General features: G+C 51.5%; 40 protein-coding genes and 1 pseudogene. 21 read left to right on the top strand and 20 right to left on the bottom strand.

Going from position 1 to position 22504, the window contains the following annotated elements; all coding sequences use genetic code 11:
- Nucleotides 1-128: 128 nt before the first annotated feature.
- The 16 genes from LVJ83_RS04745 to LVJ83_RS04820 form a co-directional block, all read right to left on the bottom strand.
- Nucleotides 129-473 (bottom strand): Mor transcription activator family protein, encoded by a 345-nt coding sequence (locus tag LVJ83_RS04745; RefSeq protein ID WP_244786825.1) that lies wholly within the window; start codon nucleotides 471-473, stop codon nucleotides 129-131.
- A 34-nt stretch (nucleotides 474-507) separates the two neighbouring features.
- Nucleotides 508-957, bottom strand: a complete 450-nt coding sequence (locus LVJ83_RS04750) for a gp16 family protein (protein ID WP_244786826.1) — start codon at nucleotides 955-957, stop codon at nucleotides 508-510.
- 51 nt (nucleotides 958-1008) lie between these two features.
- The gene (locus LVJ83_RS04755; protein ID WP_244786828.1) at nucleotides 1009-1284 is read right to left on the bottom strand and encodes an HU family DNA-binding protein; all 276 of its coding nucleotides are present in this window, start codon (nucleotides 1282-1284) and stop codon (nucleotides 1009-1011) included.
- A gap of 70 nt (nucleotides 1285-1354) precedes the next feature.
- A complete protein-coding gene (locus tag LVJ83_RS04760; RefSeq protein ID WP_244786830.1) occupies nucleotides 1355-1960 on the bottom strand; it encodes a DUF3164 family protein in 606 nt (201 codons plus the stop codon).
- Nucleotides 1953-2420, bottom strand: coding sequence for a hypothetical protein (locus tag LVJ83_RS04765; RefSeq protein ID WP_244786832.1), 468 nt, complete (start codon nucleotides 2418-2420; stop codon nucleotides 1953-1955). The genes LVJ83_RS04760 and LVJ83_RS04765 overlap by 8 nt, the downstream gene beginning before the upstream one ends.
- Entirely contained in the window at nucleotides 2404-2901 is a 498-nt protein-coding gene (locus LVJ83_RS04770; RefSeq protein ID WP_244786834.1) for a hypothetical protein, read from the bottom strand. The genes LVJ83_RS04765 and LVJ83_RS04770 overlap by 17 nt, the downstream gene beginning before the upstream one ends.
- Nucleotides 2891-3082, bottom strand: a complete 192-nt coding sequence (locus LVJ83_RS04775) for a hypothetical protein (protein ID WP_244786836.1) — start codon at nucleotides 3080-3082, stop codon at nucleotides 2891-2893. The genes LVJ83_RS04770 and LVJ83_RS04775 overlap by 11 nt, the downstream gene beginning before the upstream one ends.
- Nucleotide 3083: 1 nt before the next feature.
- Entirely contained in the window at nucleotides 3084-3284 is a 201-nt protein-coding gene (locus LVJ83_RS04780) for a hypothetical protein (RefSeq protein ID WP_244786838.1), read from the bottom strand.
- A complete protein-coding gene (locus tag LVJ83_RS04785; RefSeq protein WP_244786840.1) occupies nucleotides 3284-3526 on the bottom strand; it encodes a hypothetical protein in 243 nt (80 codons plus the stop codon). Before LVJ83_RS04785 ends, LVJ83_RS04780 begins: the two co-directional genes overlap by 1 nt.
- Nucleotides 3523-3735, bottom strand: coding sequence for a hypothetical protein (locus LVJ83_RS04790; protein WP_244786842.1), 213 nt, complete (start codon nucleotides 3733-3735; stop codon nucleotides 3523-3525). Before LVJ83_RS04790 ends, LVJ83_RS04785 begins: the two co-directional genes overlap by 4 nt.
- A gap of 7 nt (nucleotides 3736-3742) precedes the next feature.
- Nucleotides 3743-4885: an ExeA family protein gene (locus LVJ83_RS04795; protein WP_244786844.1), complete on the bottom strand. Its 1143-nt coding sequence runs from the start codon at nucleotides 4883-4885 to the stop codon at nucleotides 3743-3745.
- Nucleotides 4882-5064 (bottom strand): hypothetical protein, encoded by a 183-nt coding sequence (locus LVJ83_RS04800; RefSeq protein ID WP_244786846.1) that lies wholly within the window; start codon nucleotides 5062-5064, stop codon nucleotides 4882-4884. The genes LVJ83_RS04795 and LVJ83_RS04800 overlap by 4 nt, the downstream gene beginning before the upstream one ends.
- A gap of 41 nt (nucleotides 5065-5105) precedes the next feature.
- Nucleotides 5106-6884, bottom strand: a complete 1779-nt coding sequence (locus LVJ83_RS04805) for a transposase (protein ID WP_244786848.1) — start codon at nucleotides 6882-6884, stop codon at nucleotides 5106-5108.
- A 1-nt stretch (nucleotide 6885) separates the two neighbouring features.
- Nucleotides 6886-7746 (bottom strand): hypothetical protein, encoded by an 861-nt coding sequence (locus tag LVJ83_RS04810; RefSeq protein WP_244786850.1) that lies wholly within the window; start codon nucleotides 7744-7746, stop codon nucleotides 6886-6888.
- 36 nt (nucleotides 7747-7782) lie between these two features.
- Nucleotides 7783-8061 (bottom strand): winged helix-turn-helix domain-containing protein, encoded by a 279-nt coding sequence (locus LVJ83_RS04815; RefSeq protein ID WP_244786852.1) that lies wholly within the window; start codon nucleotides 8059-8061, stop codon nucleotides 7783-7785.
- Nucleotides 8061-8237: a DNA-binding protein gene (locus tag LVJ83_RS04820; protein WP_244786854.1), complete on the bottom strand. Its 177-nt coding sequence runs from the start codon at nucleotides 8235-8237 to the stop codon at nucleotides 8061-8063. Before LVJ83_RS04820 ends, LVJ83_RS04815 begins: the two co-directional genes overlap by 1 nt.
- A 117-nt stretch (nucleotides 8238-8354) precedes the next feature.
- Between LVJ83_RS04820 and LVJ83_RS04825 the strand changes: the two genes are divergently transcribed.
- Nucleotides 8355-8723, top strand: coding sequence for a helix-turn-helix domain-containing protein (locus LVJ83_RS04825; protein ID WP_244786856.1), 369 nt, complete (start codon nucleotides 8355-8357; stop codon nucleotides 8721-8723).
- 5 nt (nucleotides 8724-8728) lie between these two features.
- Complete coding sequence (locus tag LVJ83_RS04830; RefSeq protein WP_244786858.1) at nucleotides 8729-9031, top strand: hypothetical protein; 303 nt, start codon at nucleotides 8729-8731, stop codon at nucleotides 9029-9031.
- A gap of 93 nt (nucleotides 9032-9124) precedes the next feature.
- On the opposite strand, the pseudogene LVJ83_RS04835 reads toward LVJ83_RS04830, so the two are convergent.
- Nucleotides 9125-9442 (bottom strand): annotated as a pseudogene (locus tag LVJ83_RS04835) (phage virion morphogenesis family protein); the annotation flags it as partial.
- On the opposite strand from LVJ83_RS04835, the gene LVJ83_RS04840 reads away from it, so the two are divergent.
- The 18 genes from LVJ83_RS04840 to LVJ83_RS04925 all read left to right on the top strand — a co-directional run bounded on the left by LVJ83_RS04840 (nucleotide 9350) and on the right by LVJ83_RS04925 (nucleotide 20058).
- Nucleotides 9350-9769, top strand: a complete 420-nt coding sequence (locus LVJ83_RS04840; RefSeq protein WP_425316020.1) for a S24 family peptidase — start codon at nucleotides 9350-9352, stop codon at nucleotides 9767-9769. The pseudogene LVJ83_RS04835 and the gene LVJ83_RS04840 sit on opposite strands and share 93 nt — an antisense overlap.
- A 14-nt stretch (nucleotides 9770-9783) precedes the next feature.
- Entirely contained in the window at nucleotides 9784-10398 is a 615-nt protein-coding gene (locus LVJ83_RS04845; RefSeq protein WP_244786862.1) for a hypothetical protein, read from the top strand.
- A 40-nt stretch (nucleotides 10399-10438) separates the two neighbouring features.
- Nucleotides 10439-11542, top strand: a complete 1104-nt coding sequence (locus tag LVJ83_RS04850) for a nucleoid-associated protein (protein ID WP_244786864.1) — start codon at nucleotides 10439-10441, stop codon at nucleotides 11540-11542.
- Complete coding sequence (locus tag LVJ83_RS04855; RefSeq protein ID WP_244786866.1) at nucleotides 11539-12546, top strand: GTP pyrophosphokinase; 1008 nt, start codon at nucleotides 11539-11541, stop codon at nucleotides 12544-12546. The genes LVJ83_RS04850 and LVJ83_RS04855 overlap by 4 nt, the downstream gene beginning before the upstream one ends.
- A 74-nt stretch (nucleotides 12547-12620) precedes the next feature.
- Complete coding sequence (locus tag LVJ83_RS04860; protein WP_244786868.1) at nucleotides 12621-13121, top strand: glycoside hydrolase family 108 protein; 501 nt, start codon at nucleotides 12621-12623, stop codon at nucleotides 13119-13121.
- Nucleotides 13122-13130: 9 nt separating this feature from the next.
- Nucleotides 13131-13313, top strand: a complete 183-nt coding sequence (locus tag LVJ83_RS04865) for a hypothetical protein (RefSeq protein ID WP_244786870.1) — start codon at nucleotides 13131-13133, stop codon at nucleotides 13311-13313.
- On the top strand, nucleotides 13313-13561 hold the full coding sequence (locus LVJ83_RS04870) for a hypothetical protein (protein WP_244787654.1): 249 nt from the start codon (nucleotides 13313-13315) through the stop codon (nucleotides 13559-13561). Before LVJ83_RS04865 ends, LVJ83_RS04870 begins: the two co-directional genes overlap by 1 nt.
- Entirely contained in the window at nucleotides 13554-13964 is a 411-nt protein-coding gene (locus LVJ83_RS04875) for a hypothetical protein (RefSeq protein WP_244786872.1), read from the top strand. The genes LVJ83_RS04870 and LVJ83_RS04875 overlap by 8 nt, the downstream gene beginning before the upstream one ends.
- A 19-nt stretch (nucleotides 13965-13983) precedes the next feature.
- Complete coding sequence (locus LVJ83_RS04880) at nucleotides 13984-14163, top strand: hypothetical protein (protein ID WP_244786874.1); 180 nt, start codon at nucleotides 13984-13986, stop codon at nucleotides 14161-14163.
- Nucleotides 14156-14362, top strand: a complete 207-nt coding sequence (locus LVJ83_RS04885) for a TraR/DksA C4-type zinc finger protein (protein WP_244786876.1) — start codon at nucleotides 14156-14158, stop codon at nucleotides 14360-14362. Before LVJ83_RS04880 ends, LVJ83_RS04885 begins: the two co-directional genes overlap by 8 nt.
- A 1-nt stretch (nucleotide 14363) precedes the next feature.
- Complete coding sequence (locus LVJ83_RS04890; protein ID WP_244786878.1) at nucleotides 14364-14687, top strand: hypothetical protein; 324 nt, start codon at nucleotides 14364-14366, stop codon at nucleotides 14685-14687.
- Nucleotides 14684-15001 (top strand): hypothetical protein, encoded by a 318-nt coding sequence (locus LVJ83_RS04895; RefSeq protein WP_244786880.1) that lies wholly within the window; start codon nucleotides 14684-14686, stop codon nucleotides 14999-15001. The genes LVJ83_RS04890 and LVJ83_RS04895 overlap by 4 nt, the downstream gene beginning before the upstream one ends.
- Nucleotide 15002: 1 nt before the next feature.
- Entirely contained in the window at nucleotides 15003-15548 is a 546-nt protein-coding gene (locus LVJ83_RS04900; RefSeq protein ID WP_244786881.1) for a DUF3486 family protein, read from the top strand.
- On the top strand, nucleotides 15545-17053 hold the full coding sequence (locus LVJ83_RS04905; RefSeq protein WP_244786884.1) for a terminase large subunit domain-containing protein: 1509 nt from the start codon (nucleotides 15545-15547) through the stop codon (nucleotides 17051-17053). The genes LVJ83_RS04900 and LVJ83_RS04905 overlap by 4 nt, the downstream gene beginning before the upstream one ends.
- A 2-nt stretch (nucleotides 17054-17055) precedes the next feature.
- Nucleotides 17056-17229 (top strand): hypothetical protein, encoded by a 174-nt coding sequence (locus LVJ83_RS04910; RefSeq protein ID WP_244786886.1) that lies wholly within the window; start codon nucleotides 17056-17058, stop codon nucleotides 17227-17229.
- Between the two features lie 2 nt (nucleotides 17230-17231).
- Complete coding sequence (locus LVJ83_RS04915) at nucleotides 17232-18710, top strand: DUF935 domain-containing protein (protein ID WP_244786888.1); 1479 nt, start codon at nucleotides 17232-17234, stop codon at nucleotides 18708-18710.
- Entirely contained in the window at nucleotides 18710-19615 is a 906-nt protein-coding gene (locus LVJ83_RS04920) for a phage head morphogenesis protein (protein ID WP_244786890.1), read from the top strand. Before LVJ83_RS04915 ends, LVJ83_RS04920 begins: the two co-directional genes overlap by 1 nt.
- Before the next feature lie 2 nt (nucleotides 19616-19617).
- Nucleotides 19618-20058, top strand: a complete 441-nt coding sequence (locus tag LVJ83_RS04925; RefSeq protein WP_244786892.1) for a phage virion morphogenesis protein — start codon at nucleotides 19618-19620, stop codon at nucleotides 20056-20058.
- A gap of 492 nt (nucleotides 20059-20550) precedes the next feature.
- On the opposite strand, the gene LVJ83_RS04930 is transcribed toward LVJ83_RS04925, so the two are convergent.
- The 3 genes from LVJ83_RS04930 to LVJ83_RS04940 all read right to left on the bottom strand — a co-directional run bounded on the left by LVJ83_RS04930 (nucleotide 20551) and on the right by LVJ83_RS04940 (nucleotide 22399).
- Nucleotides 20551-20880 (bottom strand): hypothetical protein, encoded by a 330-nt coding sequence (locus tag LVJ83_RS04930; protein ID WP_244786894.1) that lies wholly within the window; start codon nucleotides 20878-20880, stop codon nucleotides 20551-20553.
- A 138-nt stretch (nucleotides 20881-21018) separates the two neighbouring features.
- A complete protein-coding gene (locus LVJ83_RS04935; RefSeq protein WP_244786896.1) occupies nucleotides 21019-21456 on the bottom strand; it encodes a hypothetical protein in 438 nt (145 codons plus the stop codon).
- Between the two features lie 7 nt (nucleotides 21457-21463).
- The gene (locus LVJ83_RS04940) at nucleotides 21464-22399 is read right to left on the bottom strand and encodes a VENN motif pre-toxin domain-containing protein (protein ID WP_342345084.1); all 936 of its coding nucleotides are present in this window, start codon (nucleotides 22397-22399) and stop codon (nucleotides 21464-21466) included.
- Here LVJ83_RS04940 and LVJ83_RS04945 point away from each other — a divergent pair.
- A complete protein-coding gene (locus tag LVJ83_RS04945; RefSeq protein WP_244786899.1) occupies nucleotides 22361-22501 on the top strand; it encodes a hypothetical protein in 141 nt (46 codons plus the stop codon). The genes LVJ83_RS04940 and LVJ83_RS04945 overlap by 39 nt on opposite strands.
- The last annotated feature ends 3 nt before the right edge of the window (nucleotides 22502-22504 follow it).

Here is a 22504-nt window from a genome sequence, read left to right on the forward strand (position 1 = left end):
ATAAATTTGCCCTAAAATCGCGTTTTAAGCTGCTTTGAGTGTTGGGGTAGGCAAACCCCCGACCGCGCCGCAAAACGCCGTAAAAAAGCGGTCAGGACAAAACCTGACCGCATTCCCAAACCTGCCGCTCAACCGGCAAACAAATCCTGCTGGTTTTTCGCCCGCGCAATCGCCATGGCCTCGCGCACAATCGTATAAATCTGCTGCATACTCAAATCATATTCCTGCGCCAGCGCCGCATGGTTGCGGCCGTCAAACTTTTGCCAAATTTCCGCATCGCGCGCCGAGAGTATACCCGCCTGATTCTTGGGGATATACAAAAGCTGGCCGCCCCAATGCTTGCTGATATGCTGCGACACCTGCTTGGCCGCCACCTTGGCGGTTTGCCGGTCAACAGTTGATACCGACACCAAACACGCCACCAGCTGCTCTTCCAAATCCACGATTAATTCCGCCGCCCGATTGTCTGCCATGATATTGCTCCTTCAAACTAAGCCGTTGTTTACCCTAAAGGCGCACCCGATTGCGCCATTTTTTCAAGTGTTCAATAATTTTCGATGCATTGTCAATCCCCAGCCAGCCCTGATAAGCAATTCCCGTGTGCCGCTGCACAAATTTCGCCAGTGCGCGCTCACTCGGGTCGCGTACCGCCCCCAGCCGGTGCAACTCCAGCCACAGGCTGCGTATCATTGCCACCTGCGCATTGTTGTCATGCACCGGAATATCCGCTTGACCACCCGCCGCCTGCGCCTTGGTGGTAACCACAAAGCCGCGCGCTTTGAGCCGGCGCAGCACTGTTTCCAACTCATCCACGCTTAATTTGGTGCTGCTGGTCTTGCCGCATGAAGCATTGGCCAGCAGGGCGCGGTAGTCACCGTCGGCCAACATCAATTGGCCTTTGGCCACATGGATTAATTTAATCAAACGGCGTTTCTTTGCTGCCCGTGTTTCTTTCATTTTGTGCTCCGAGTAAAAAGGCCGTCTGAATCAGACGGCCTCTGTGGGTGATTAGCCGTTGACGGCGGTTTTCAGGTTGGCGCCGGGCTTGAATTTCGGCGCTTTGTGCGCCGCAATCGTCAGTGGCTCGCCGGTCTGCGGGTTGCGGCCTTGCCGCTCCGGTTTGTCGGCCACTGAAAAGGTGCCGAAGCCCTGCAACACCACATCACCGCCTGCGGCCAGCGCATCGGTTACCGCCGCTTCAAAGCCTTTCAGCACACGCTCGACGGTGGATTTGCTCTCACCGCTTTGTGTGGCGACAGACTGGATTAATTCTGCTTTATTCATGGTCTTACTCCTGATTTCAAAGCGGCAAACCGTGCCGCGCGGGTTAATTTTGCACACCAAATAATTATTGCTACACCTTCGCGATATCCAAACTGACCAGCTGATAGTCGCCGGCATCATCGCGCTTATAAACCCGTACAAACTGCTTGCTGGTATGCACCTGCAGGCTGTCGCTCAGGGCTTCCATGGCGCGTTGCCATTTCTCGTCTTTGATTGCCAAGCGGCGCAGGCCGAGTACGCGGGCGGTGGAAATATTGCCTTCTTTGTCGACCTGAAACGCGGCGTTAATCAGCGTTTTCAGCTCAGTGCGGCTGCCTTCCGTCCATTCATTGATACACTCGTCAATCAGGGCTTTGGCGGCCAGCAAACCTTCGTCAAATACCAGCGTGTCTTGCATAGACAGGTTAACGCGGTATTGGCCGTCGAAGCTGTGCAGGGTCACGTTGCCTTTCTTGCCGCCCACTGCCACATCGTAGCGGTCGGCGGAGAGCTGCACGAAAGCGGCAATATCGGCCATCGAATCCGCTTTAAACGCCGTCATCTGTTGCTGCACCGTATGCGCCTTGCCGACGATTTCCATCACCAGCTCGTCGCGCATCAGGTCGATTTCCTTGATGTTGGCCAAAGGCACAAGGTTGCCCTTGGCGTCTTGGCGGTATTGGGTTAAATCAGTCATTTTCACTTTCCTTTTTCTGTTGTTTCATTGCATAAATCTGTTTGCATTCATCCACTGTTCGGTGGGGTTGGCCGTGTATCCAATCTCGGTTCATACACGGCGCGGTTTTCAATTCGGCCAGCTTCTGCTTTAAGGTGGTCAGCTGCTGGCGGCCATGCTCGGTGGGGCGGTGTTTTTTCTCCAGTTTCGGCACCATCTTGACAGGCGCGGCCGGCAGCGCGTCGGTTAAATCTTTAGGATTCGGCCACTCGCCCGCTGTAGCAGCGATGGTTTCAAAGGCCGTCTGAATCCGCGCTACATCGCGCTCGGGCTGCCAGTCGTGCCGTTTCAAAATGTTGAACCACAGTACCGCCACCGCTTTTAAATCCGCTGCAGCCGGACGGCCTTTCAAATTGAGCGCAGCCAACATTACAAATCCTTGTGCGATGGCCTGTTTCAGCCAATTAAGGTTCCGTTCCATCTGCCCACTCCATCAAACCCCTTGCACCGCTGCGCAGTTTGGTCTGCACCGCTTGAACCGGCTGCTGCGGCAACGTGGCCGAAACCGGGCTGCTACTTTTATCGGGTGACCAAAATGTCAGCGTTTCCAATAAAAAGCCGTGGGTGGTCAGCGGCAGCCGGTTCAGCTTGCCCGCATCCCGCGCCGCCAATACCTGCTCAAACGCCCACAACCAAGCCTCACGCGGGGCGGGGTAGCTCTGCCGGTTGCGGCTGATTTGCCCTGCCTGCATCAGCGGCCGCAGCCCGCCCAGCAGCTTGGCCACACGCGCAAAAGTCAAATCCTTTTCAGACGGCCTGAACAGCCCCAAATACTTCAAACAGCCTCGCACCAGCTCATCCGAGATGCCGCTCAACTCCACCAACACCGCCCGGGCTTCATCGTGGCCGATTAAGGCATCCAAGCTCATAGATGCGCCGCAGGCCGGGCATTTAACTTTCATCGTCTTCCTCCAGCGCCACCAATTGCCGATGATTTTGACCCCGGTTGCGCTTCATATAATTGGGTGTTTTGTAATAAAGGAGACTTCTAACGGTTATCCCCAATTTTTTGGCAAGTTGAAAGGCAGTGCCTGTGCCGATTAGCTCATCGCCCTTATAAAGCGCGTAGACTTTTGCTTTCATCTCATACCGCCTTTCTCAAATCTTTCTGACTCAAACAACGCAAGGCCGTCTGAACCACCTCTTCAACACCCATCTGCTTGCTGTGTGCCACCAGCGTCAGCAGCAAAACACCGTTGGTGCCGCTCAATTCACACACCAGATGCCCCGACTGATGACGGCTCACGCCGGCTCTAATGCGGCTGTAATCCCGTTCAACCCGCATCACACACCGCCTTTTTTTCTCATCTGCTTCAGCCGCAAAGCGAGCCGCTTCTCCCGCTTACGCTCCGCCGCCGTGGGGATTTCCACCGCCTGATACGTCACCAATACCTTTGAGCGTATCAGCCCTTGCTGCTCCAGCCTTGCAAGCTTGCGCTGCACCTCCGCCAGCGGCAGGCGCAAGACATCGGCCAGATATTCCGCCGAGCAAGGCGTGGCCGCCAATTGCATCATTCGTCCGCTCATGGCTGCACCTCCGCATCAGCGCGCATCAATTCTTCATCCGGCATTCCCGCCCACGGGTCGGTATCCGTGGGCAGCGGCAGCGGCTGCACAACAGCCGTCTGAAGCTTAGCCGCGGCGGCCGGGCGCTGATCAACCGCAGGCACCACCCAACTCAAGGCCAGCGCCGCCGGAATGCATACCAGCAAACGCACCAAAAACAGTTTTGCCATGCCCATCTCACACCCCCCGCACGGCATCGCCGTCCACTTTATCGAAGCCCAATTCAGCCGCCATATTCATCGCCGCGCTCACCAGATTATTCACCGCCAGCGGATACAGCAGGCTGTTGAGTTCCGTGCCTTTGGCCGTACGGCTCTTGACGGTCAGCCGCTCGGCCACCGCATCAATCGCGCTCTCGTCCATCACTTTGGCCAAGTCGCCGCCGGCGCGTTCGAATTTGTGTTTCAGGTAGCCCGCCAGCTTGCCGTCGGTCAATGGCAAGAGCGTTACCACTTCGCAACGCTGCACCACTTCGCGCACCGCCGGGTTGTTTTCCGAGAGCTTTTGCGCCAGCTCGGTTTGGCCGATTAACACAATCCCCAGCAGGCGTTCAAAGCCCGATTTCAATTCAAAAAAGCGCTTCAGGTGTTTCAGCGTGGGAATCGGCAGGCCGTGGGCTTCTTCGATTACTAAAACATGGCGGTTGCCCGCTTTAGCCGATTCCTGCAAGGCGCGGTGGATTTGGGCAAAACGTGCTTCGGGGCTGCGTTTTGGCGATACATTCGGCGCAACCGCTGCCAAAATCGCTTCGGCAATATGCACCGCCTTCAGCGTTTTGCCTTTCTGGTCGTTGTCTTCCATCGCCAGCACATACGGCTCGATCATGATAATTTGACGGCCTTCTCGGTTGATGCGGTCTTGCAGGTCTTCGCGCAAAGTCGATTTGCCCGCGCCGCTTTCGCCGACCACCGCCACAAAACCACCGTGGCAGGCCGTCTGAAACATCGCCTCGCGCACATAACGCACATCCGGTGTCATATACACATCGTCGGCAGATTGGATTTCGTCGTTAAACGGGTCTTTAACCATGCCGAAGTGCTGCTTGGCGGCTTGTGTCAGGGTTGCTTTTCGTAATAACATCTCTTTGTCCTCGCTTTCATTAGGGTGGGCAGGTGCGGCTTCCGGCTCGTTTCTCAGGCCAGCGGGAATATCCGCACCATTCGTTTCAAAATACTGTTTCAACTTCTCGCGCAATTCGTTTGCGCCTTTTTTCGGCCATTGTCCGTGGTTGACCACCGCCACCAGCATGGGCTTGCTGCAACCGATTTCGGCAGCGGCGGTTGCGTAGGATTTGCCGATTTTCTGAAAATCCTGCTTCATCGTTCATAATCCCGAATGGCTTGATGAAATTCGTTTAACGCTGCGATGGCATCGGCATCCAAGAAGCTGTCGCCATAGTTAACCTTGGGTAGAAACCGTCTGGATAACGTACCGGCTGCTGTGGCGGCTTTGACGAGCTTCTCGTATTCTTCACGTTCGATTTCAATGGTTTCTTTCATTTTGTTCTCCTTCCAAATGCGACGACGTCGTCGCATTTGGCCTAAGCGGTTTTGTGTAATTTCAGACGGCCTGCCGTTTTCAGTTGGTTAAATACCGCTTCCAATTGGCTGGCGGCCACGCCGTCCGGATATTGTTTGGTGATTAAGGCGACTGCCTGCTTCCAATCACCGCCTGCGGCTTCGATACGCGGCTTCAGCAGCTTGGCCATTTCCACCTTGCTCAACACCTGCTCGGCCACTTCCATGCGGTTGTAGTCCATCTGTTGGCCGCTGCGCTCAATATAGAGCGTGTTGCGCGCGGCCAGCGTGTCTTCCTGATGCTTGTAGGGGTCAAGTTCGCCGCCGAAGGGGACTGCCTTGCCTTTGCGCTTGGCTGCCGCCTGTTCCAGCGTTTCCGCGTCCATCGCCAGTTTGTCGAGTTCTTTCGCGTGCTGCTGCGATTCCGTATGGCTCGGGGCTTTGTACTCTTCGCCAATCACCGCCGCGTCTGCGCGGAAACCCATCTCGTCAAACACCACCTGCGGCACGGCCACCCATGTTTCATGGCCGTCTGCATCAAACGTTGCCACGCGTGCGCCGTCGGTTTCCCAAGGATTTTTGGCCACCAGCAGTTTCTGACCGACCAACACGCCCTTGATGTCCTTCACGCTGTACACGCGGCCGCCGAAGCGAATTTCCAAATCGGGCGACACTTTCGCTTCTTTCGGTGCGCTCACCGCCAGCTCGCGGCAGTAATCGGCAGGCGGCGGCAGTATCAGCTGCTCGGCCTTGATTTTGTTCCACGCCTGATAGCGGGTCATACCGTGGCGGCTGTGGATTTGCGTGCCGTTGTAGTAGCGCATCCAGCGTTCCGCCAAGCCGTTGAGCTGGTCGATGTCGTTTACTTCGGTAAAGCGCAGGCCGCTTTCAAAGGCCGTCTCGACAATATCGTTGGCTTTTTCCACCTGCCCTTTGGCACGCGGATTGCCCGGCCTATTAATCTGCACATGCACGTCCAGCGATTTGCACAGATTTTTAAATGCCGCCGAGGTATTCGCGCTGCCGGGATCAAGCATCACCATGCGCGGTACGCCGCGAAACGGGTCTTTCAAGGTATCCTGCTTGGCCTGCATCATGTAGATAAAGAAATCGCACAAGTTCGCGCTGGTCTCGCCGCCGAAGTAGTAGCGCACCGCAATCGTGCCGCTGGCATGGTCGGTGCCGGTGTATCGCCACACGCGGTCTTGCTCGATTTTCACCACGTTTTTCGGCTTGTTCTTGTAAAACTCTTCCTCTTTCATCACCCGCAGCCCCGTGTCTTTGCCGTGTCGCGGCAGGTAATAGAGCACACACAAACTCGGGTCGATTTGCCAACAATGGTTCGGATGTTCCGATTTCATGCGGCTGACGGGGTCGGGCTGCAACAGCTGGTCGGGGTGCAACTTGTATTCACGCAGAGCGCGGATAATGGTGGATTCCGATAAGGGCAACACTTCGCCCGTTTCCTCATCAATTCGCGCCGCTTCGATTTTGCCGTTGGCACGGAGCATTTCCACCGCCTGCCGCACCGCCATCAGCCGCTTGCCGTTGCGCCGCATGGCCTCCATCAACACCGCCGAAATCAGCTTGGCTTCATCAAGGCTCAATTCCGACTTGCCCGCATCGCTTCGGCGTTTGCGCCCGGGCTTGACCGCCACCGCTTCCAGCTTGCGGTAGAGCGTGGCCAAACTCATGCCCAATTCCGCCGCCTGCTGCTTCAGGTAGGCGCTGCGCTCACCGCGCCCCATGCTTTCCGCCTGCCTGTCCACCGCCTGCAGGCGTTCGATTAATGCCGGATTCATTTCAATCCTCCGCGTTGTCCGCACCTTCAAGCCATTCCGGCACTTTGTCTGTCGGGGCTTCGGTCGGCAGCGCATAGGTTTCGCGCAACGTTTCGCAGTCCAAAATAATCTGGTTCAGCGTGCCGACCATCTTGGCGCGGTGGTCAAACCCATGTGCTTCGCCATGCGCCAGCATCTGTTGAAAAAGGTCTTTCAGCCGGCTGACATCCGAGCGGATACCTACTTCAAGGCTGGATAAGCGCATGGTCAGTTCGCTGCCCACGTCTTCCGCTTGCGGCTCTTTCACACCCGTCTGTTTCTTGGCCAGCTTTTCCGCCAGCTCGTCGACCTTTTTATTCTTGTCGGCGATAACTTTGTCTTTCGCTTCCGCCGTTTCGCGGCTCTCGCGCAAGGCCACACGCAGCTCTTTCACCGTCATGCGGTCAACATCATCCAGTGTGTTGCCGTTGATTTCGCCGCCTTCGGCCAGCTCCAGCAAGGTGTCATCATCTTCCACCAGCAATTCCAGCAGCTTCGACTTACCCAATTTCATCAACTGCGGCTGAGCCTGTTTCATCTTCGGGTCGATAAAACGCAGCGTGGCGTTCATCAAGCGTTGCGATTCGCGGCGGCCTAAACCAAATTCCTGCTCGGCAATTTCAGCAAAGCGGCCATGCGGCGTATGCTCTTTGATGATGATGAGTGCGCGACCCAGCTCAAACATACCTTCCATCGTTTGGCGCACCGCAAAGCGACCACGCTCAATCCAAACCGCTTCGTTATAAGCTTCACCGCCCGAATACTTCTCCATAACAGCCATGCTGTGCAGAGCCAATTCGTTTGCCGTTGCGCCAACGGTGTGTCCCAATACTTCTGTTGCCATTTTTTCTCTCCATCAAATGCGACGACGTCGTCGCATTTAGCCAATTCGTTGTTCCAATTCTTTCAAACGTGTCGTCAATCGTTCCTGCTGCTGACGGAAACGTTCCGCAATCTGCAAAGTCTTCACGCTGTAGGCAAAATTGCCGTTATCCAGTTTGACCACCAAGCCTTCAGCAATCAGATCGTCCAAATCGCGGGTCACATACGCCGGCGAAACACCGAGGCCGTCTGAAATTTCTTTGTTGCTGATACCGATAATCGGGTGAGCTTCCAAAGCCTTAAACACCTTCAGCAGCCGTGTACCTTTCTCACTCATTATTTCAGCCCCAGTTTGACGGCAATTTCATGCCCCTTGCCGTAATTGCCTTTACGCTGTCCGCCCACGACAAGATACACATCGCGCGGCTTAAAGCCGTTCTCTCTTGCCCACTGCGCCAGCGTTTGGCCGTTTTTAGCAAAATTTTCTTTTAGTTTTTCAACAGTTATAGCCATAGATAGCCCCTTTCTACTGTGATAAAATAGTGAACTATTTATGCACCAGAGATTTACTAGTGCATTCCCAATGCGTGAATTATGAGATTTTAAAATCTCTTTTGCAAGGATTATTTTGTGATTTCTAAATCTCTTTTTGGTAATCGTTTGAAAGAAAAAAGAAAGTTTTTAGGTTTAACCCAAGCACAAGCTGCTGAAAAAGCAGGTATTGAGCGCGAAACATGGGGAAAATACGAACGAGGCGTATTTATGCCTAGTGGAGATGTATTGCTCTCTTTTTTGAATATGGGAATAGATGTAAGCAGCTTGTTTGCTGCCGAAAAGGAAATTAGGCCGTCTGAAAATTCCGAAATTAGTAAGGAAGAATCAGAGTTATTAGGTTATTACCGCGAAGCCAGCGATTTAGGACGGGCTGTCATTTTGAGTGCCGCGCGCGGAGCAGAGAAAAAAGCCGCATCTTCGACTGATAAAGTGAGTAACGGATAAATAATATGAGTACGGTGTTGACGCCTGAATTAATGGAAAAATTAGAACGGTTAAGAAGCCTTGAAATTGAGGCACAAGAACTACGAGCAGAGCTGCAACCTTGGTTAGATAATGCTTGCAAACAATATCTTGTTGCATGGCTTGAGAATCAAATGGAAAAAGGTCAGGACATTTCCATTTTGGAGTTAAAAAGTAATTTGTCAGATTTAGCTTATCATTCGGCAATGAATGACAATGTCGCGTTGTGGCATCAGATAAGTGAGGTGAAAAAATTGCTTGCTATTTATGAAACCAATCGGAAAACATAAAAAAATACCGTCTGAAAAATTCAGACGGCCTAAAAGCTGCAAGGTATTCCGGCTTTCGGGAAGCTCCGATACTCGGCAGCCGCTGCAAAAAAATCAAAGTCCTTTTTTCAAGGATTTCAAGGCAATATCCAGCAGCCATTTTTCCGCGCCCGGCTGCAACCGTCCGCTGCCGTTGATAGGCAGATAAGGACGCTCAGGAGTTTTGCTACCGGGATGTTGTACTGAGCGTGAATAGGCTGAATCGCCGTTTTGGGTATAAAAGGCCAGCACTTTTTTATTACGTGGTCTAATTTCATGAGGTGCAGTTTGGCCGCCTAAATGGTGAATCGCTGCATAGGGTTTGTTGCTGCCGATTCTGGCGAAGTTGAAGTTGCTGCCAACTTGGGTGGAAATACTGGCGGCAAGTTGGCCTTTAGAAAAGACTGGCTAAAATCACGCGGCCTGTTTGCCAAAGACCTCAATTGCGTAGTCGCACGCGGCGACAGCATGGAGCCGACCATCAACAGCAAAGACACGCTATTGGTAGATACCAGCAAAAACAACCCGCGCGACGGCCAGATTTATGTGATACGCAGCAGCGATGTACTGTGGGTCAAACGTATCCAACGCCAAATCGACGGCTCGCTCTCGCTGATTTCCGACAATCCAACTTATGCGCCTATGCAGCTTAACCTCGACGACCACCCCGATATTCAGGTCATCGGCCAAGTGGTCCAAATCTCAAAAGACCTGACATAACAAAGGAAGACAAGATGAAAACACTCACTTTATTAATCGCCGCTGCTTTTGCTTTGTCTGCGTGTGGCGGCCAAGCTGAAGCAACTGCCGAGCAAGCAACCACACAGGCTTCAGCAGCTCAAGCTGCCGAGCCGGTAGCAACCTTAAATCTTGATTGGGATACCTTCCGCAACAGGGTGGATGAAGATTTTGAATCAGCCGGTTTCGGTTTTGCCAAAATCCCGGCCAGCATGAAACCCGAAGGCGATGCCAATGCCGCCCGATTGACAGTCATGCTGCCAATCAATGACAACTTGGTCGGCAATATCGCCTCCGACCCGGCCACCGGCAAATTGACCAGCATTACCGCCACCGTAGGTGCAAACGAGGATGCCGCCGAAAACCTGAAAAACTTCAGCGCGGCAGCTTTAATGCTGAGTGCAGCAGCAGGCGATGACGGCAACAAAACCGTCGGCGGCAAAATCCTCAAAATGGCCGGAGATGCTGTCAATGAATTTGCCAAGCAAACCGAAAAAGACAGTACCGCCAGCGTGAATAAAAACTTTGTTGAAAACGGCGTGAAATATGGCATTTTCGTCAGCGGCAGCATGCCGGTGATGATGTTTGCAGAGCCAGCGGAAAACAAATAAACCGATAAGAGTAAGGCCGTCTAAAAGGATTTCAGACGGCTTGATTGAAACAGAAAGGGAAATAATGACTGAAACAGCGAGTTATTCTTTTGAGGGTTTAACAATTGAAAAAATTATTACCCATCGTATTTATCCAAAAAATGAAAATAGGGAACGGGTCGAGCCCAAAATCAGTACACAGTTAATTACTTTGTCTGTTATAGCAAGAAGAACATTGGAAAGCAGGCTAACTAAAGCTTTGGGTAATAAATCTCATGGTATTGAAATGTCAATTGCCAATACGGCTGAAAATAGTTTTTTTCAGATAGCGGCAGCCATGCAACTCAAAGATGAAGCGGAGTTTATTGGAGATTCTGCAAAATTTGCCCACATGCTGACCGATGCACAGCTGAATACGAATGCACCGGGTGGTATTTTGTTGGTGTTAAAAGGCAGAGTTGGAGATACCGGCAAACCGTTTGTGTGCGTGATTAAGGCTGAGCCTCAAGATGGATTCAGAACCAAAGAAGAGGATGACTTTATCACGATTGAATTCTTAGAGGAATTATTGCTGACCGATTCAGCAAGACTATTCAAAATAGGTTTTTTAGTAGCCGAAACAGTAAGGTCGCAGGAGCAAATACAATCTGGGAATTATCGGGCTTTTTTGTATGATCATCTGATGACACAAACGGAAACCAGACCAGCCGCTTCCTATTTCTACCAAGTTTTCTTGGGCATGAGTATAGCTGCTTCTTCGCGTAAGCTGACGCAGAATTTTTTTGAATGGACACGCAATTTTATCGACAATTCTGATTTAAGTGATGAGGCAAAGTTAGATACACATGAAGCATTGCGTGTTACATTAAAAAGTGCGGAAGCAACCATCAGCGTTAATGATTTTGCTCAAAATTATTTACCCGAAGACAAGCAAAAAGCTTATACAGAATTTATGATAGCTAAGGATTTTCCTCAAAATGCTGTAAGTAAGGATATTGAATATATTAAAACTCGTTTACGCAAACGGAGGTCTTACGGATTTAGTAACGGTGTAGTTATCTTGACTCCTCCCGAGCATACTCAAGACTATATGGAAATTGCGCCAACGGAAGATGGGGAATATACTGTTGTCACAATTAAAGGACAGTTACAACAACAAAAATGAGTGATATTGATGATTTCAAAAGCTATTTAGAAAGCCACCAAGCGGCATTTGCCGCTTGGGGTAGATTTGTGGCTGAAGAAATTCAAAATCAATTATCCAATGTCATTTCTCCTGTTCCGGTTGCCAATTTTCTAAAAATTGAAGCAAAGCCTAGAGTCAAAGAGATTTCTTCAGCTCTGGCCAAGATTGGCCGAAAAAATTACACTTCACCTCAAACCCAAATGACTGACTTGGTCGGCGTACGTTTTGTGGTATTGCTTGCGGAACATATTCAAATAGTTTGTGAAATCATTGAATCCTCATCTCAGTGGAATGCTAAAGTTTCGAAAGATTTTGCAGATGAAATTCAGCAAAATCCCAAAGCATTTGACTATCAATCCAAACATTACGAGATTCGTCCTAAACAAGCATTCATTACACCCGAAAATGTCAGCATCCCTGCTGATTTGTGCTGTGAAGTTCAGGTGCGTTCTTTACTCCAACATGCTTATGCAGAGCTGGTTCATGACAATATATACAAGCCAGACGGCAATGTTCCAAAGAAAGCAGAGCGCGAAGTCGCGAAGAGCATGGCTTTGATGGAAACTACAGATGACTTATTTAGTCGTACTCTGGCAATTTTGAAAGAAGCAAATCAACCACAAGAAGAACTTCTTCCCCAATTATCACAGCTTTATCAAGAGGAAATAGGGCTTGTTCCTGAAGTTGATAAAAAAACCAATATGATTTTTCTAGAAACATTTCAATCCAGCATTGACCCTTCAAATATTCTTGCTAATATCCGGTCACTTTTGAATGAGAAGAAATATCTTGCTAATCGGATAAAAGAAAATGCTGAAGAAATGTATTTTTTCAGTCAGCCAGCAGCTTTGTTGGTTTATTGGCTGATTGAGAAAGTTGGTGCAGATGAAGTATGGAAAAAATGGCCTTTACCTGCATACAGCAAAAACCTGAAATTAATTTGTACTGATCTGGATAAGCAACCATCCCATGAACACTTTTAACCCGCATTAAAAGCCGTTTCAGACGGCCTTACCTAAAATCCCTGTAACCAATTTCGTGTTACAGGGATTTTTCTATGTCAACCGACAAATTCACCCAATTCATCGAGCGCGTCCTTTCCCACGAAGGCGGCTATGTCAACCACCCGAAAGACCCGGGCGGCGAGACCAACTGGGGCGTAACCCGCCGCACCGCTCAGGCAAACGGCTACACCGGCTCAATGCGTGCCATGACCCGCGCGCAGGCTATTGAGATTTACCGCAAAGCATTTTGGGAGCGTTATCAGGCCGACAAGATGCCCGAGGCAGTGGCGTTTCAATTTTTCGACGCGTGTATCAACCACGGCTACGGCAATGCGGCGCGTATGCTGCAACGCGCGGCAGGCGTGCCGGACGACGGCGTGATTGGTACGGTGTCATTGGCCGCCATCAATAAACTGCCGGAAAACGATTTGCTGCTGCGCTTTAATGCCGAGCGTTTGGTGTTTTATACCAAGCTGGGTACGTTTACCAGCTTCGGCAAAGGCTGGGTGCGTCGAGTGGCACAAAACCTGATTCACGCGGCTGCCGACAATTAAGGGGCAGCCATGAAGACAACTTTATTTGGCTTATTGATGGCGGCAACGGCAAACACTTGGCCGTCTGACATCAAAATCACACGCGCTTCGGTTGGCCAAGTCCGCCAACACCCGAGCCAGAAACACTGCAAATCGGGCGTGGCCGCTGTCAAACGCGCGGCACGAAAGAAGAAAGGCCGTCTGAAAAAATGATGAAATTTCTGAAATGGCTCTCCGGCCTGATTACCAACCCCGCCAGCGGCCAAATCTCCCACACCAAGCTGTGGGCAAACGTGGCCGCTGCTGCGATGACGGTTAAATTTACCCTGCATCCCGAAGCCCCCGAATGGCTGTGGTGGGCATATGGCGGCATGGTCGGCGGCTATGCGCTGATCAAGCGCGGTATTGCCGCTGTGCCGCAAGTGGTCGAAATCAATAAGCGCGAGGCCGCCGATGAATAAAGATTTGGCGGCAGCCGTGCTTAAGCTGTTGTACCCCTTGGCCTTAATGTTGATGGTGGCCGCTTTGGCCTACCGCTCCGGCATTCAGACGGCCTCCAAGCAAGCCGCTGCTGAAAAAGCCGGCATCATCGCCACTTATCAGGCCGCTGCATTAAGTGCCGAGCAGCAATACAGCACCGCGCTGGCCGAGGCTGCCGCAGAAAAGCAGAAGTGGTTTGACTTTGCCCAAGCCCAATCGGCCAAACTGGCCAAAGCCGTGCAGGCGATTGATGCCGAGCAAGGCCGTCTGAAACAGGAGATTCCCGATGCGATTAAACGCGATGAAAATGCCGGTGATTGCCGCAGCGGCTTGGGGGCTGACAGCCTGCGCCTCTACAACCGTGCCCACGGCTACGCCGATTAAAACGATTACGGTGGCCGAAATGCCGCCTGCCCCCTACGAGCTGCTGGCCAAACACGAGCGCCCCGAGCGCCCGGCCGGCGGCTCACCCCAACAATTGTTAGACCACGCTGTCACCTATGGCGGCTACACGCAAAAGCTGGAAACGCAAGTGCACGGCTGGCAAGCGTGGTATGAAAAAGGCCGTCTGAAACATGAATGATTTTGCCGATAAAGCCGCTGAAGCCGAAGCGCTGTTCCGCGAAGAAGCATTAAGCAAGCACTGCCTGTCTGAAAGCCATCTGAGCTACAGCCATTGTGAAGATTGCGGCGAGCTGATTCCCGAAGCGCGTCGTCTGGCCGTGAAAGGCTGTACCCGTTGTATTGTTTGCCAAGAATATGAAGAGAAAGGCTGGCCTTGAAATGCCCGAAAAAACATTTTTCAGTATCGAATTATGGCAATTGGTCGGCTTTTTATTGAGTTTTCTCGGCGTGTGTTGGGGCTTCGGCAAAATGCTGTTGTCGCAGTTTCAAGCGCAGTTGAGCGACCGCCACAAACAGCAGGAACGCTTGAGCAATAAAGTTGAAATATTGGAAAACCAGCTCGCCGAATTCAACGCCACGCTGCCGCTCAACTATGTTTTGCGCGAAGACTATATCCGCAATCAAGTGATTCTCGAAGCCAAGATGGACAACGTGATCGAGAAGCTGACCGAAATCTACAAAATGGAGAGCACCCGCAAATGATCAGTATGGAATTAGTGGCCAAAAGCCGCCGCGAAGGCATGCGCTGGAACATCATCAACACACTCAACCTCGCCCGTCCGCACACCACCGCCGAAACCTTTCTGCTGGATGTGATGAATGCAATTTATCCGCAAACCACCGCGCTTGAGTTGCGCCAGCAGCTCGACTATCTGGCCGACCGCAAACTGGTCGACATCAACAAACAACCGCACGGGCTTTGGTTTGCCGATTTAACCAGCTTGGGCGTGGATATTGCCGAATACACCGTCGCCTGCCGCCCCGGCATTGCGCGGCCTGAAAAAGTGTGGAGCTGATATGGCACCCCGTTCCAGCATTGATTTATTGCCTGAAAACGTCCGCCACGCGCTGGAGCGCAAGCTGACCGAATCGGGTTTTTCCAACTACCGCGCTCTGGCTGATTGGTTGCAGAGCCAAGGCTTCCAAATCAGCCGCTCGGCGGTGCACCGCTACGGCCAAAAAGTCGAGCGGCGCTTCGCCTCAATCAAAGCCAGCACCGAAGCCGCCCGCCTGATTGCCGAAGGTGCGAGCGATGAAGGCGATACCCGCAGCGAAGCCTTGATGGCGATGCTGCAAACCGAATTATTTGATGCCTTGGTGCAAATCGGCGAAATGGACAATGAAGAGCTAAACGCGCTCGACCGTTTCGGCGTGATGGCCGAAGGTGCCAAAAAAATCAGCGGCCTGATTTCCGCCAGCACGCGCCTGAAAGAGTATCAGGCGAAGGTCAAGGCCAAAGTGCAGGCTGCTGCGGAAGATGTGGCCAAACAGGCCAAGAAAGGCGGCCTGTCTGAAGAATCGGTTGAAGCCATCCGCAAACATATTTTGGGGATTGCATCATGAGGCCGTCTGAAACCCGAATTTCGAGCGAAGACCGCACACCGGCGGTCTTGCTGCCGTATCAGCAGGCGTGGTGTGCCGACCAGTCGCCCGTGAAGCTGTGCGAAAAGTCGCGCCGTATCGGTTTGAGCTGGGGTGAAGCCGCCGACACCGCCTTACTGGCCGCATCGGCCAAAGGTATGGACGCGTGGTATATCGGCTATAACAAAGACATGGCCTTAGAGTTTATCCGCGACTGCGCAGGTTGGGCAAAACATTACCAACTCGCGGCGGGCGAGATTGAAGAGACTGAAGAAGTGTTTGTCGAAGGCGACGACCGCCAGTCGGTTTTGGCGTTTGTTATCCGCTTTGCCTCGGGCTGGCGCATTACCGCCTTATCCAGCCGACCTTCCAACCTGCGCGGTAAGCAAGGCCGCGTGATTATCGACGAAGCCGCATTCCATGAGCAGCTCGGCGAGTTGCTCAAAGCAGCAATGGCTTTGCTGATGTGGGGCGGTCAGGTACACATCATCTCCACACACGACGGCGTGGACAACCCGTTTAACGAGTTGATTAACGACGTGCGGGCAGGCAAAAAGCCGTATTCCGTCCACCGCATCACCTTCGACGAAGCAGTAGAACAGGGGCTGTACCGCCGTATCTGCCTGCGTTTGGGCAAAGAGTGGACACCGGAGGGCGAAGCGGCATGGTGTAAAGAAATTCGTGATTTTTATGGCGAAGATGCCAGCGAAGAGCTGGACTGCATCCCTAAAAACGGCGGCGGCAAATGGCTCAACCGTGCGCTGATTGAAAGCCGCATGAGTCCGTATACGCCCGTTATCCGCTACGACCAAACCGATGCCTTCGGCCTGCTGCCCGAACCGCGCCGCGCCCGTGAAGTGGCCGATTGGATTGAAGAAACTCTGCAGCCGCTGCTCGACGGCTTGGATAAAACCCGCGTTTCCTTTGTCGGCGAAGACTTCGCCCGAAGCGGCGACCGCACCGTGATCGTACCGCTGCTGCAAAGCAAAGACCTGATTTTGAAACCGCCGTTTATCTTGGAACTCGGCAATATGCCGTTTGCCCAGCAGGAACAAATTATGCAGCACCTGTTGGCCAAGCTGCCCAACCTGCGCGGCGCGGCATTGGACGCACGCGGCAACGGCCAATCGCTGGCCGAAGCCATGCGCGACGCGTTCGGCGCGGAAGTCGTGGAAGCCGTGATGCTGTCTGAAAACTGGTACCGCAGCCACACCGCACCGTTTAAGGCCGCGCTGGAAGACGGCACGCTGGACGGTCTGCCCCGAGACGAAGACATCCTGAACGACCTGCGTGCGTTCGAATTGGTTCGCGGCGTACCGCGTATCCCCGATTCCCGCACCAAAGGCGCGGACGGCAGAAAACGCCACGGCGACGCGGCTATTGCCTTGGTGTTGGCGCATTACGCCAGCCGCGAACTGAATGCCGGGCCGGTGCGTGTGGCCAGCCGCAAAGTGCGCCGCAGCAGCCGCATGACCCGAGGTTATTAAATATGGGATTTATCCGTTGCCTGCTGGGCATCCACCATTTTGACATCGTAGAAAAACAGCGTGTCTTTCCAAACGAAACCGACAGCCGGGCGCTTTATTCTATTTTTGTACAGCGCTGCCGCTGCTGCGGCAAAATCCGCCAAACCCGAATTGGTACAGGCCGTCTGAAAGCATAACCATGAGAAAACCCCACTTCAAACTCAAAACCAATCACGGCAACCTCACATTCAAGCCCGAAGATTTGAGCGGCCATATCGCCGTTTCCCGCCAGTTTCTAGGTGGTTTCGGTGGTTGGCTGCCTAATCCCGACCCGATTCTGCGCAAGATGGGCAAGCAAATCCACGTTTACCGCGAGCTGTTGCGTGATGAGCTGGTCGGCAGCTTCGTGCGTCGTCGTAAAGCCGCCGTCGCGCGACTCGACTGGAAACTGAGTGGCGATGATGTCGAGGAGCGCGTATTGGGTTTTGTCGAAAATTGGCTGGTTGCTGATGTCGATGTGTACAAGCTCTGCAAAGACATTATGAATGCCGCTTTTTTCGGCTATCAGCCCATCGAAATCATCTGGCAAAAAGGCAGTCAATGGTTGCCGTCTGAAATTGTGGCTAAGCCGCAAGAATGGTTTGGCTTCAATGATGAGCGCGAGTTGATTTTCACCGAAAACGGCTTGAGCCAAGAGTCGCTGCCGCCTTATAAATTCCTGTGTCCGCGCCACGAAGATGATTATTTAAATCCTTACGGACTGGGCGATTTGGGCTTGGTGTTTTGGCTGGTAACCTTCAAACGCGGCGGCATGAAGTTTTGGGTCAGCTTCACCGAAAAATACGGCGCGCCGTGGTTGATTGGCAAAGAGCCTCGTTCCAATACCCACAGCGACACCGAAAAGCTGCTTGACGCATTGGAAGCCTTAATCAGCAACTCAGTCGGCACCATTCCGAATGATTCCAGCGTCGAAATCCACGAAGCCAGCGGCAAATCATCATCGGTGGATGCCTTCGATAAGCTGCTGAAAGAGTGTAAATCCGGCATCAACATCGCCTTGCTTGGCCAAGACCAAACCACCGATAAAGAAACCAACCACGCCAGCGCAAGCGCAGGCTTGGAGATTGCCGACGACATCCGCGATAGCGACCGCCGGATTGTCGAAGCGGCGTTTAATGAGTTAATCGAATGGGTAGTATCGCTGAATTTCGGTGATGTGGCTTGCCCGAAATTGGAGCTGTTTGAAAACGAGGAATCAGGCACAAAAGAGCGTGCCGAACGCGATAATATGCTGTCCGGTGCAGGCGTAAAATTCACGCCCCAATACTGGAAACGCACCTATGGCTTGGAAGACGGCGATATTGTTGAAGAACATGCCACGGCCATTGACCCGGCAGCCGCTGATTTTGCCGAAGGCTGGGATGGAGCGGAAACCGACGCAGGCTTGATTTTAGACACACTTGCACCGAATACAGGCCGTCTGAACCAGCAAGGCCGGGATTTGACTGCTATATTGGTGCAGGATTTGCAGCGCGGCAATACTGAAGACAACATTCTCGACCGCTTGGCCGAACATTTTCCGAATATGGATGACACCGCGTTGCAAAACGAACTGGCGCGCGTGATTTTCCTGTCGGGTTTGGTTGGTCGCATTGAAGCGGCGCAGGAGATGAGCTGATGAATCCGGAAGACATCAAGGCAATTTTCGGCTTAGAGCCAGAAGCAGCGGTCGAATACCTGAAGCAAAAAGGCGTAACCGTTTCGTGGGATTGGCAAGACATGCTGGACGATGCACATGCAACTGCGTTTACCGTGGCCAAAACCGCAGGCATGGACGTGGCCAACGATATTTATCGCGCCGTCGTCAAAGCTGCCGAAACCGGCCAAACGCTGGAGCAGTTTCAGAAAACACTGACACCGGTATTGCAAAGCAAAGGCTGGTGGGGGCGCACCGAAGCCGCTAATCCGGACACAGGCGAGCCGCAAAATGTCCAACTCGGCAGCCCGCATCGCCTGAAAACCATCTATCTGACCAATATGCAGTCGGCCTACATGGCCGGGCGGTATGCCGAGATGATAGATTCGGTCGACACGCATCCATATTGGCAATACGTCGCCATCAACGACAGCCGCACCCGCGACAGCCACCGCAGAATGCACGGCCGCGTGTATGCTGCCGCCGACCCGGTTTGGCAGACCATGTATCCGCCGCTGGATTTCCGCTGCCGCTGCCGCGTTCGCCCCTTGTCACGTGCCGCAGGCGAAAGTCGTGCCTTGCCCAGCCCGACGCTCGAAACGCAAACCATCGACATCGGCAGCAACGAATACACCGGCGAAGCCCGCTATGCCCAACGCACCGGTTTACGTATTGACGGAAAGTTTGTCGCCCCGAGCGCAGGCTTCAACGCCAACCAAGGCCAAACCATGCTCTCACGCATGGCTTCCGTGGCGGTGCAGAAAGCACAGACTGTCCACCCAGACATCGCCCGTGTGGCCTTAAAAACCATGATGGGCAATGCCAAATTCAAAGCAGCCCTATCTACCACCGATTTAGCATGGGTGCAGCAAATCCTGAAAGGCTGACGATGATTGAAATCAATCTGGATACAAAATCACTAGACCGCAGCTTGAGCCAGCTGTTGATAAACCTCGGTAATTCACGAAAAATGATGAGAGCTATCGCCACTGAGATGAGTTCGATTACAGAAGAAAACTTCGAAAGCGAAAGTTGGGGCAGTGACAAATGGAAACAAAGCAAACGCGCTGCGGATGGCGGTAAGACCCTGCAACTGACCGGCCAACTTGCCGCCAGCATTTCCACCCAAGTCGGCAACGATTTCGCACGAATCGGCAGCAACAAACCCTATGCCGCCATCCACCATCTCGGCGGTCAAGCCGGGCGCGACAAAAAAGTCACTATCCCGGCCAGACCATATCTTCCCATCAACGGCAGCGGCGCCTTGCAAAGCGGAGCCGACAAACGTATACTCGACATCGCCATCGAATCACTCAAAGCTGGCCTCTAAAAAAAACAAAAATGGGAAAAATCTGCCCGTTTATTTTCATTACACCCTGTGTAATGCTGTTTCAAAAAACCAATTCCACCAAAACCCATCTCAGCCCGATTCATCCCATTTATCTCACAGAGTCTATATATTTATCTCAATGGGTTTCAACAACATCAGTTTGATTCATTTCATTCTCCTTACTGTTTAGGTTCAATGATATAAATTTGACGGGGTACTTTCCCTTCTGATAAGCCAGCACGATCAGCTTTTTGTCCCACACTTATAGCCCGACCTTCTGTCGCCGCCCGATAGTTAATTTCTTGTGAGCGCATCAATCTACGGTCATTTACGCCTGTTTTCATTTCCAGTCCGGCAAAACCGTTGCCATCCAGCTGAATAGTTTTACAGGTTGGCCGGTACGGATATCACGGGCGGTAAAACCCTCAGGAACGGGAACGCTGGCATTGGCGCGACCTTGGATAACCTGGAGCGCTGAGCAGCACCCGGGCTTTAAATGCTGACATTGGTGGTAACCCTTAGATTTTGATTCTCAAAGTGGATATTCGTATGGTTTATCGCACTTTCATGCGTATTACGGGAGGTTTGAGCAACATTTTCATGCGAGTAAGGACTTTTGACTTTAATTTGCCGCCCGTCTTTCAAAATCAAATAGTTGCTCGTAGGCACACCTTTGGTGTTTAGACGTTGTAATACGGGCAGGCCGTCGTTGTATTGTCCGGTTAGTTTGAAGGTGCCGCCGGTTTTGGCGCGGATGGTTTGGGTGGCACTATCAAAAATATAGCCGTCGGGCCAGGTAACAGGCCTGCCTTCCGCAGTCATCAAGCGGCCGGGTGCACGGCTGTTGCTGTTGATTTGATTGGATTGTTAAAGAATGAGGCTGTCTGAAAAGAAGGGTTCAGGCGGCCTGAGAACGCGTGCGTGCTCGGGGTACACACCCTACGCACGCATGCACGCAAGCTACGCTGTTATATCAGAACATTTATTATAAGCTGAATTTTCATCAAAAAAGATAAAGGTTAAGCTACCATGAGGGTTTGATGTAGGGTCATAAATAGTAAATAATAAAATTGTATTTCCTTTGCAATAATAATTATTCAAATCGATAATCCTGTATCCCATACTTTGAATTTTTTGATTAAAGCTATTTCTTTTTTCTTCGGAGCTAAAAGGCATTTTTATTTGGTTGGTATTATGACGATTTCTAAAGCCTAAAAACTTGATATTAAAGTTCCCATTCCATTTAATTAGCTCTTTTGCATCTGCAATCATCGTATTTTTTATATTGCCTTTATATTGCCATGTAGTATCTAAATTTTGATTCCAAGTAAAAAATAGATAACCGATAGTAAATAAAAATATAAAAGATAAGATGCTTTTTATTAATTTAATTTTCATATTACTCTCAATGTTGCTGTTCAGAATTTAACCAATCTTCAATTGTTTGACTTTTACCAATGCCTAAATTTCCATTACCAATACTTGGAGGAAAGCTGAGTCCATATTCAAAAGAAGTGCCTCCAGATGGTGTAAAAGTCCCGCCTACACATACAACGTTGATACAACCAGTTGTAGAGGCAGAGTTACCTGCTAAAAAATCTTTTTGTAATTCTTTAGCATTTTTTGGAGTTGTTCCAGATATATAACCCCTAGTAACTGAAATACTAGGAGAAGGGCTTGTGGTTGCTCCTACAGTAACATAAGGTGTCCAACTCTCTGATGGTTTTGTTATGCTTACAACTCCATGGCTCCATGCTGCGGAAATAGTTGTATAGTCAGCACCTTGCTTCGGAAGATCATTATCGTAAAATTTAATTGCTGTACCAATTCTATCACGGCCACCAATTAATGATTTTGATGTTGAAAAAGAGTAACCAGATTGGTTTACTAATTCTTGAGGGTACTTTTTGAATAGTGTCTCGAATTCTTTCCATTTATTGTCGTATGTATTAGTCATATTGCGTAGCGCGGAAATTCGTGTAGATTCGCAAGAATTAAAGGCACTACCAGATAGACCATTACACATATTGTTAAATTTACGGATACGAGTAAGAGATAAATTACCCAATTCACTTTCTTTAATACATGAATTTTGATTTCCTTTAGAGCAATCAATTACAGCTTTTAGTCGTTCGAGCTCTTCTTCTGCGCTCAAATAATTATTCTCAACCGCATTCTGCGCCACCACACCGCCAATCTGCGCATTCACTCCGGAATCACCGCCTACGCCGCCTACAAACGCGCCGACTGCTGCGCTGAGGTTGCGGATGTTTTCTTTCTGAGCTTCGCTGAGGCTATCGGGATGGTTGGCGGCATCTTCGCCATAGAGGCCGATGGTGATGGCTTTGGCAGCAACTTCCGCACCTGCACCCGCAGCGGCACCTGTGCCGAAATCGCCGCCGTTGCCCGCGGCTACAATGCCTGCCAGCAGGGCATGGCTTAACAG

The sequence above is a fragment of the Uruburuella testudinis genome (genome assembly GCF_022870865.1).
GTDB classification, from domain to species: domain Bacteria; phylum Pseudomonadota; class Gammaproteobacteria; order Burkholderiales; family Neisseriaceae; genus Neisseria; species Neisseria testudinis.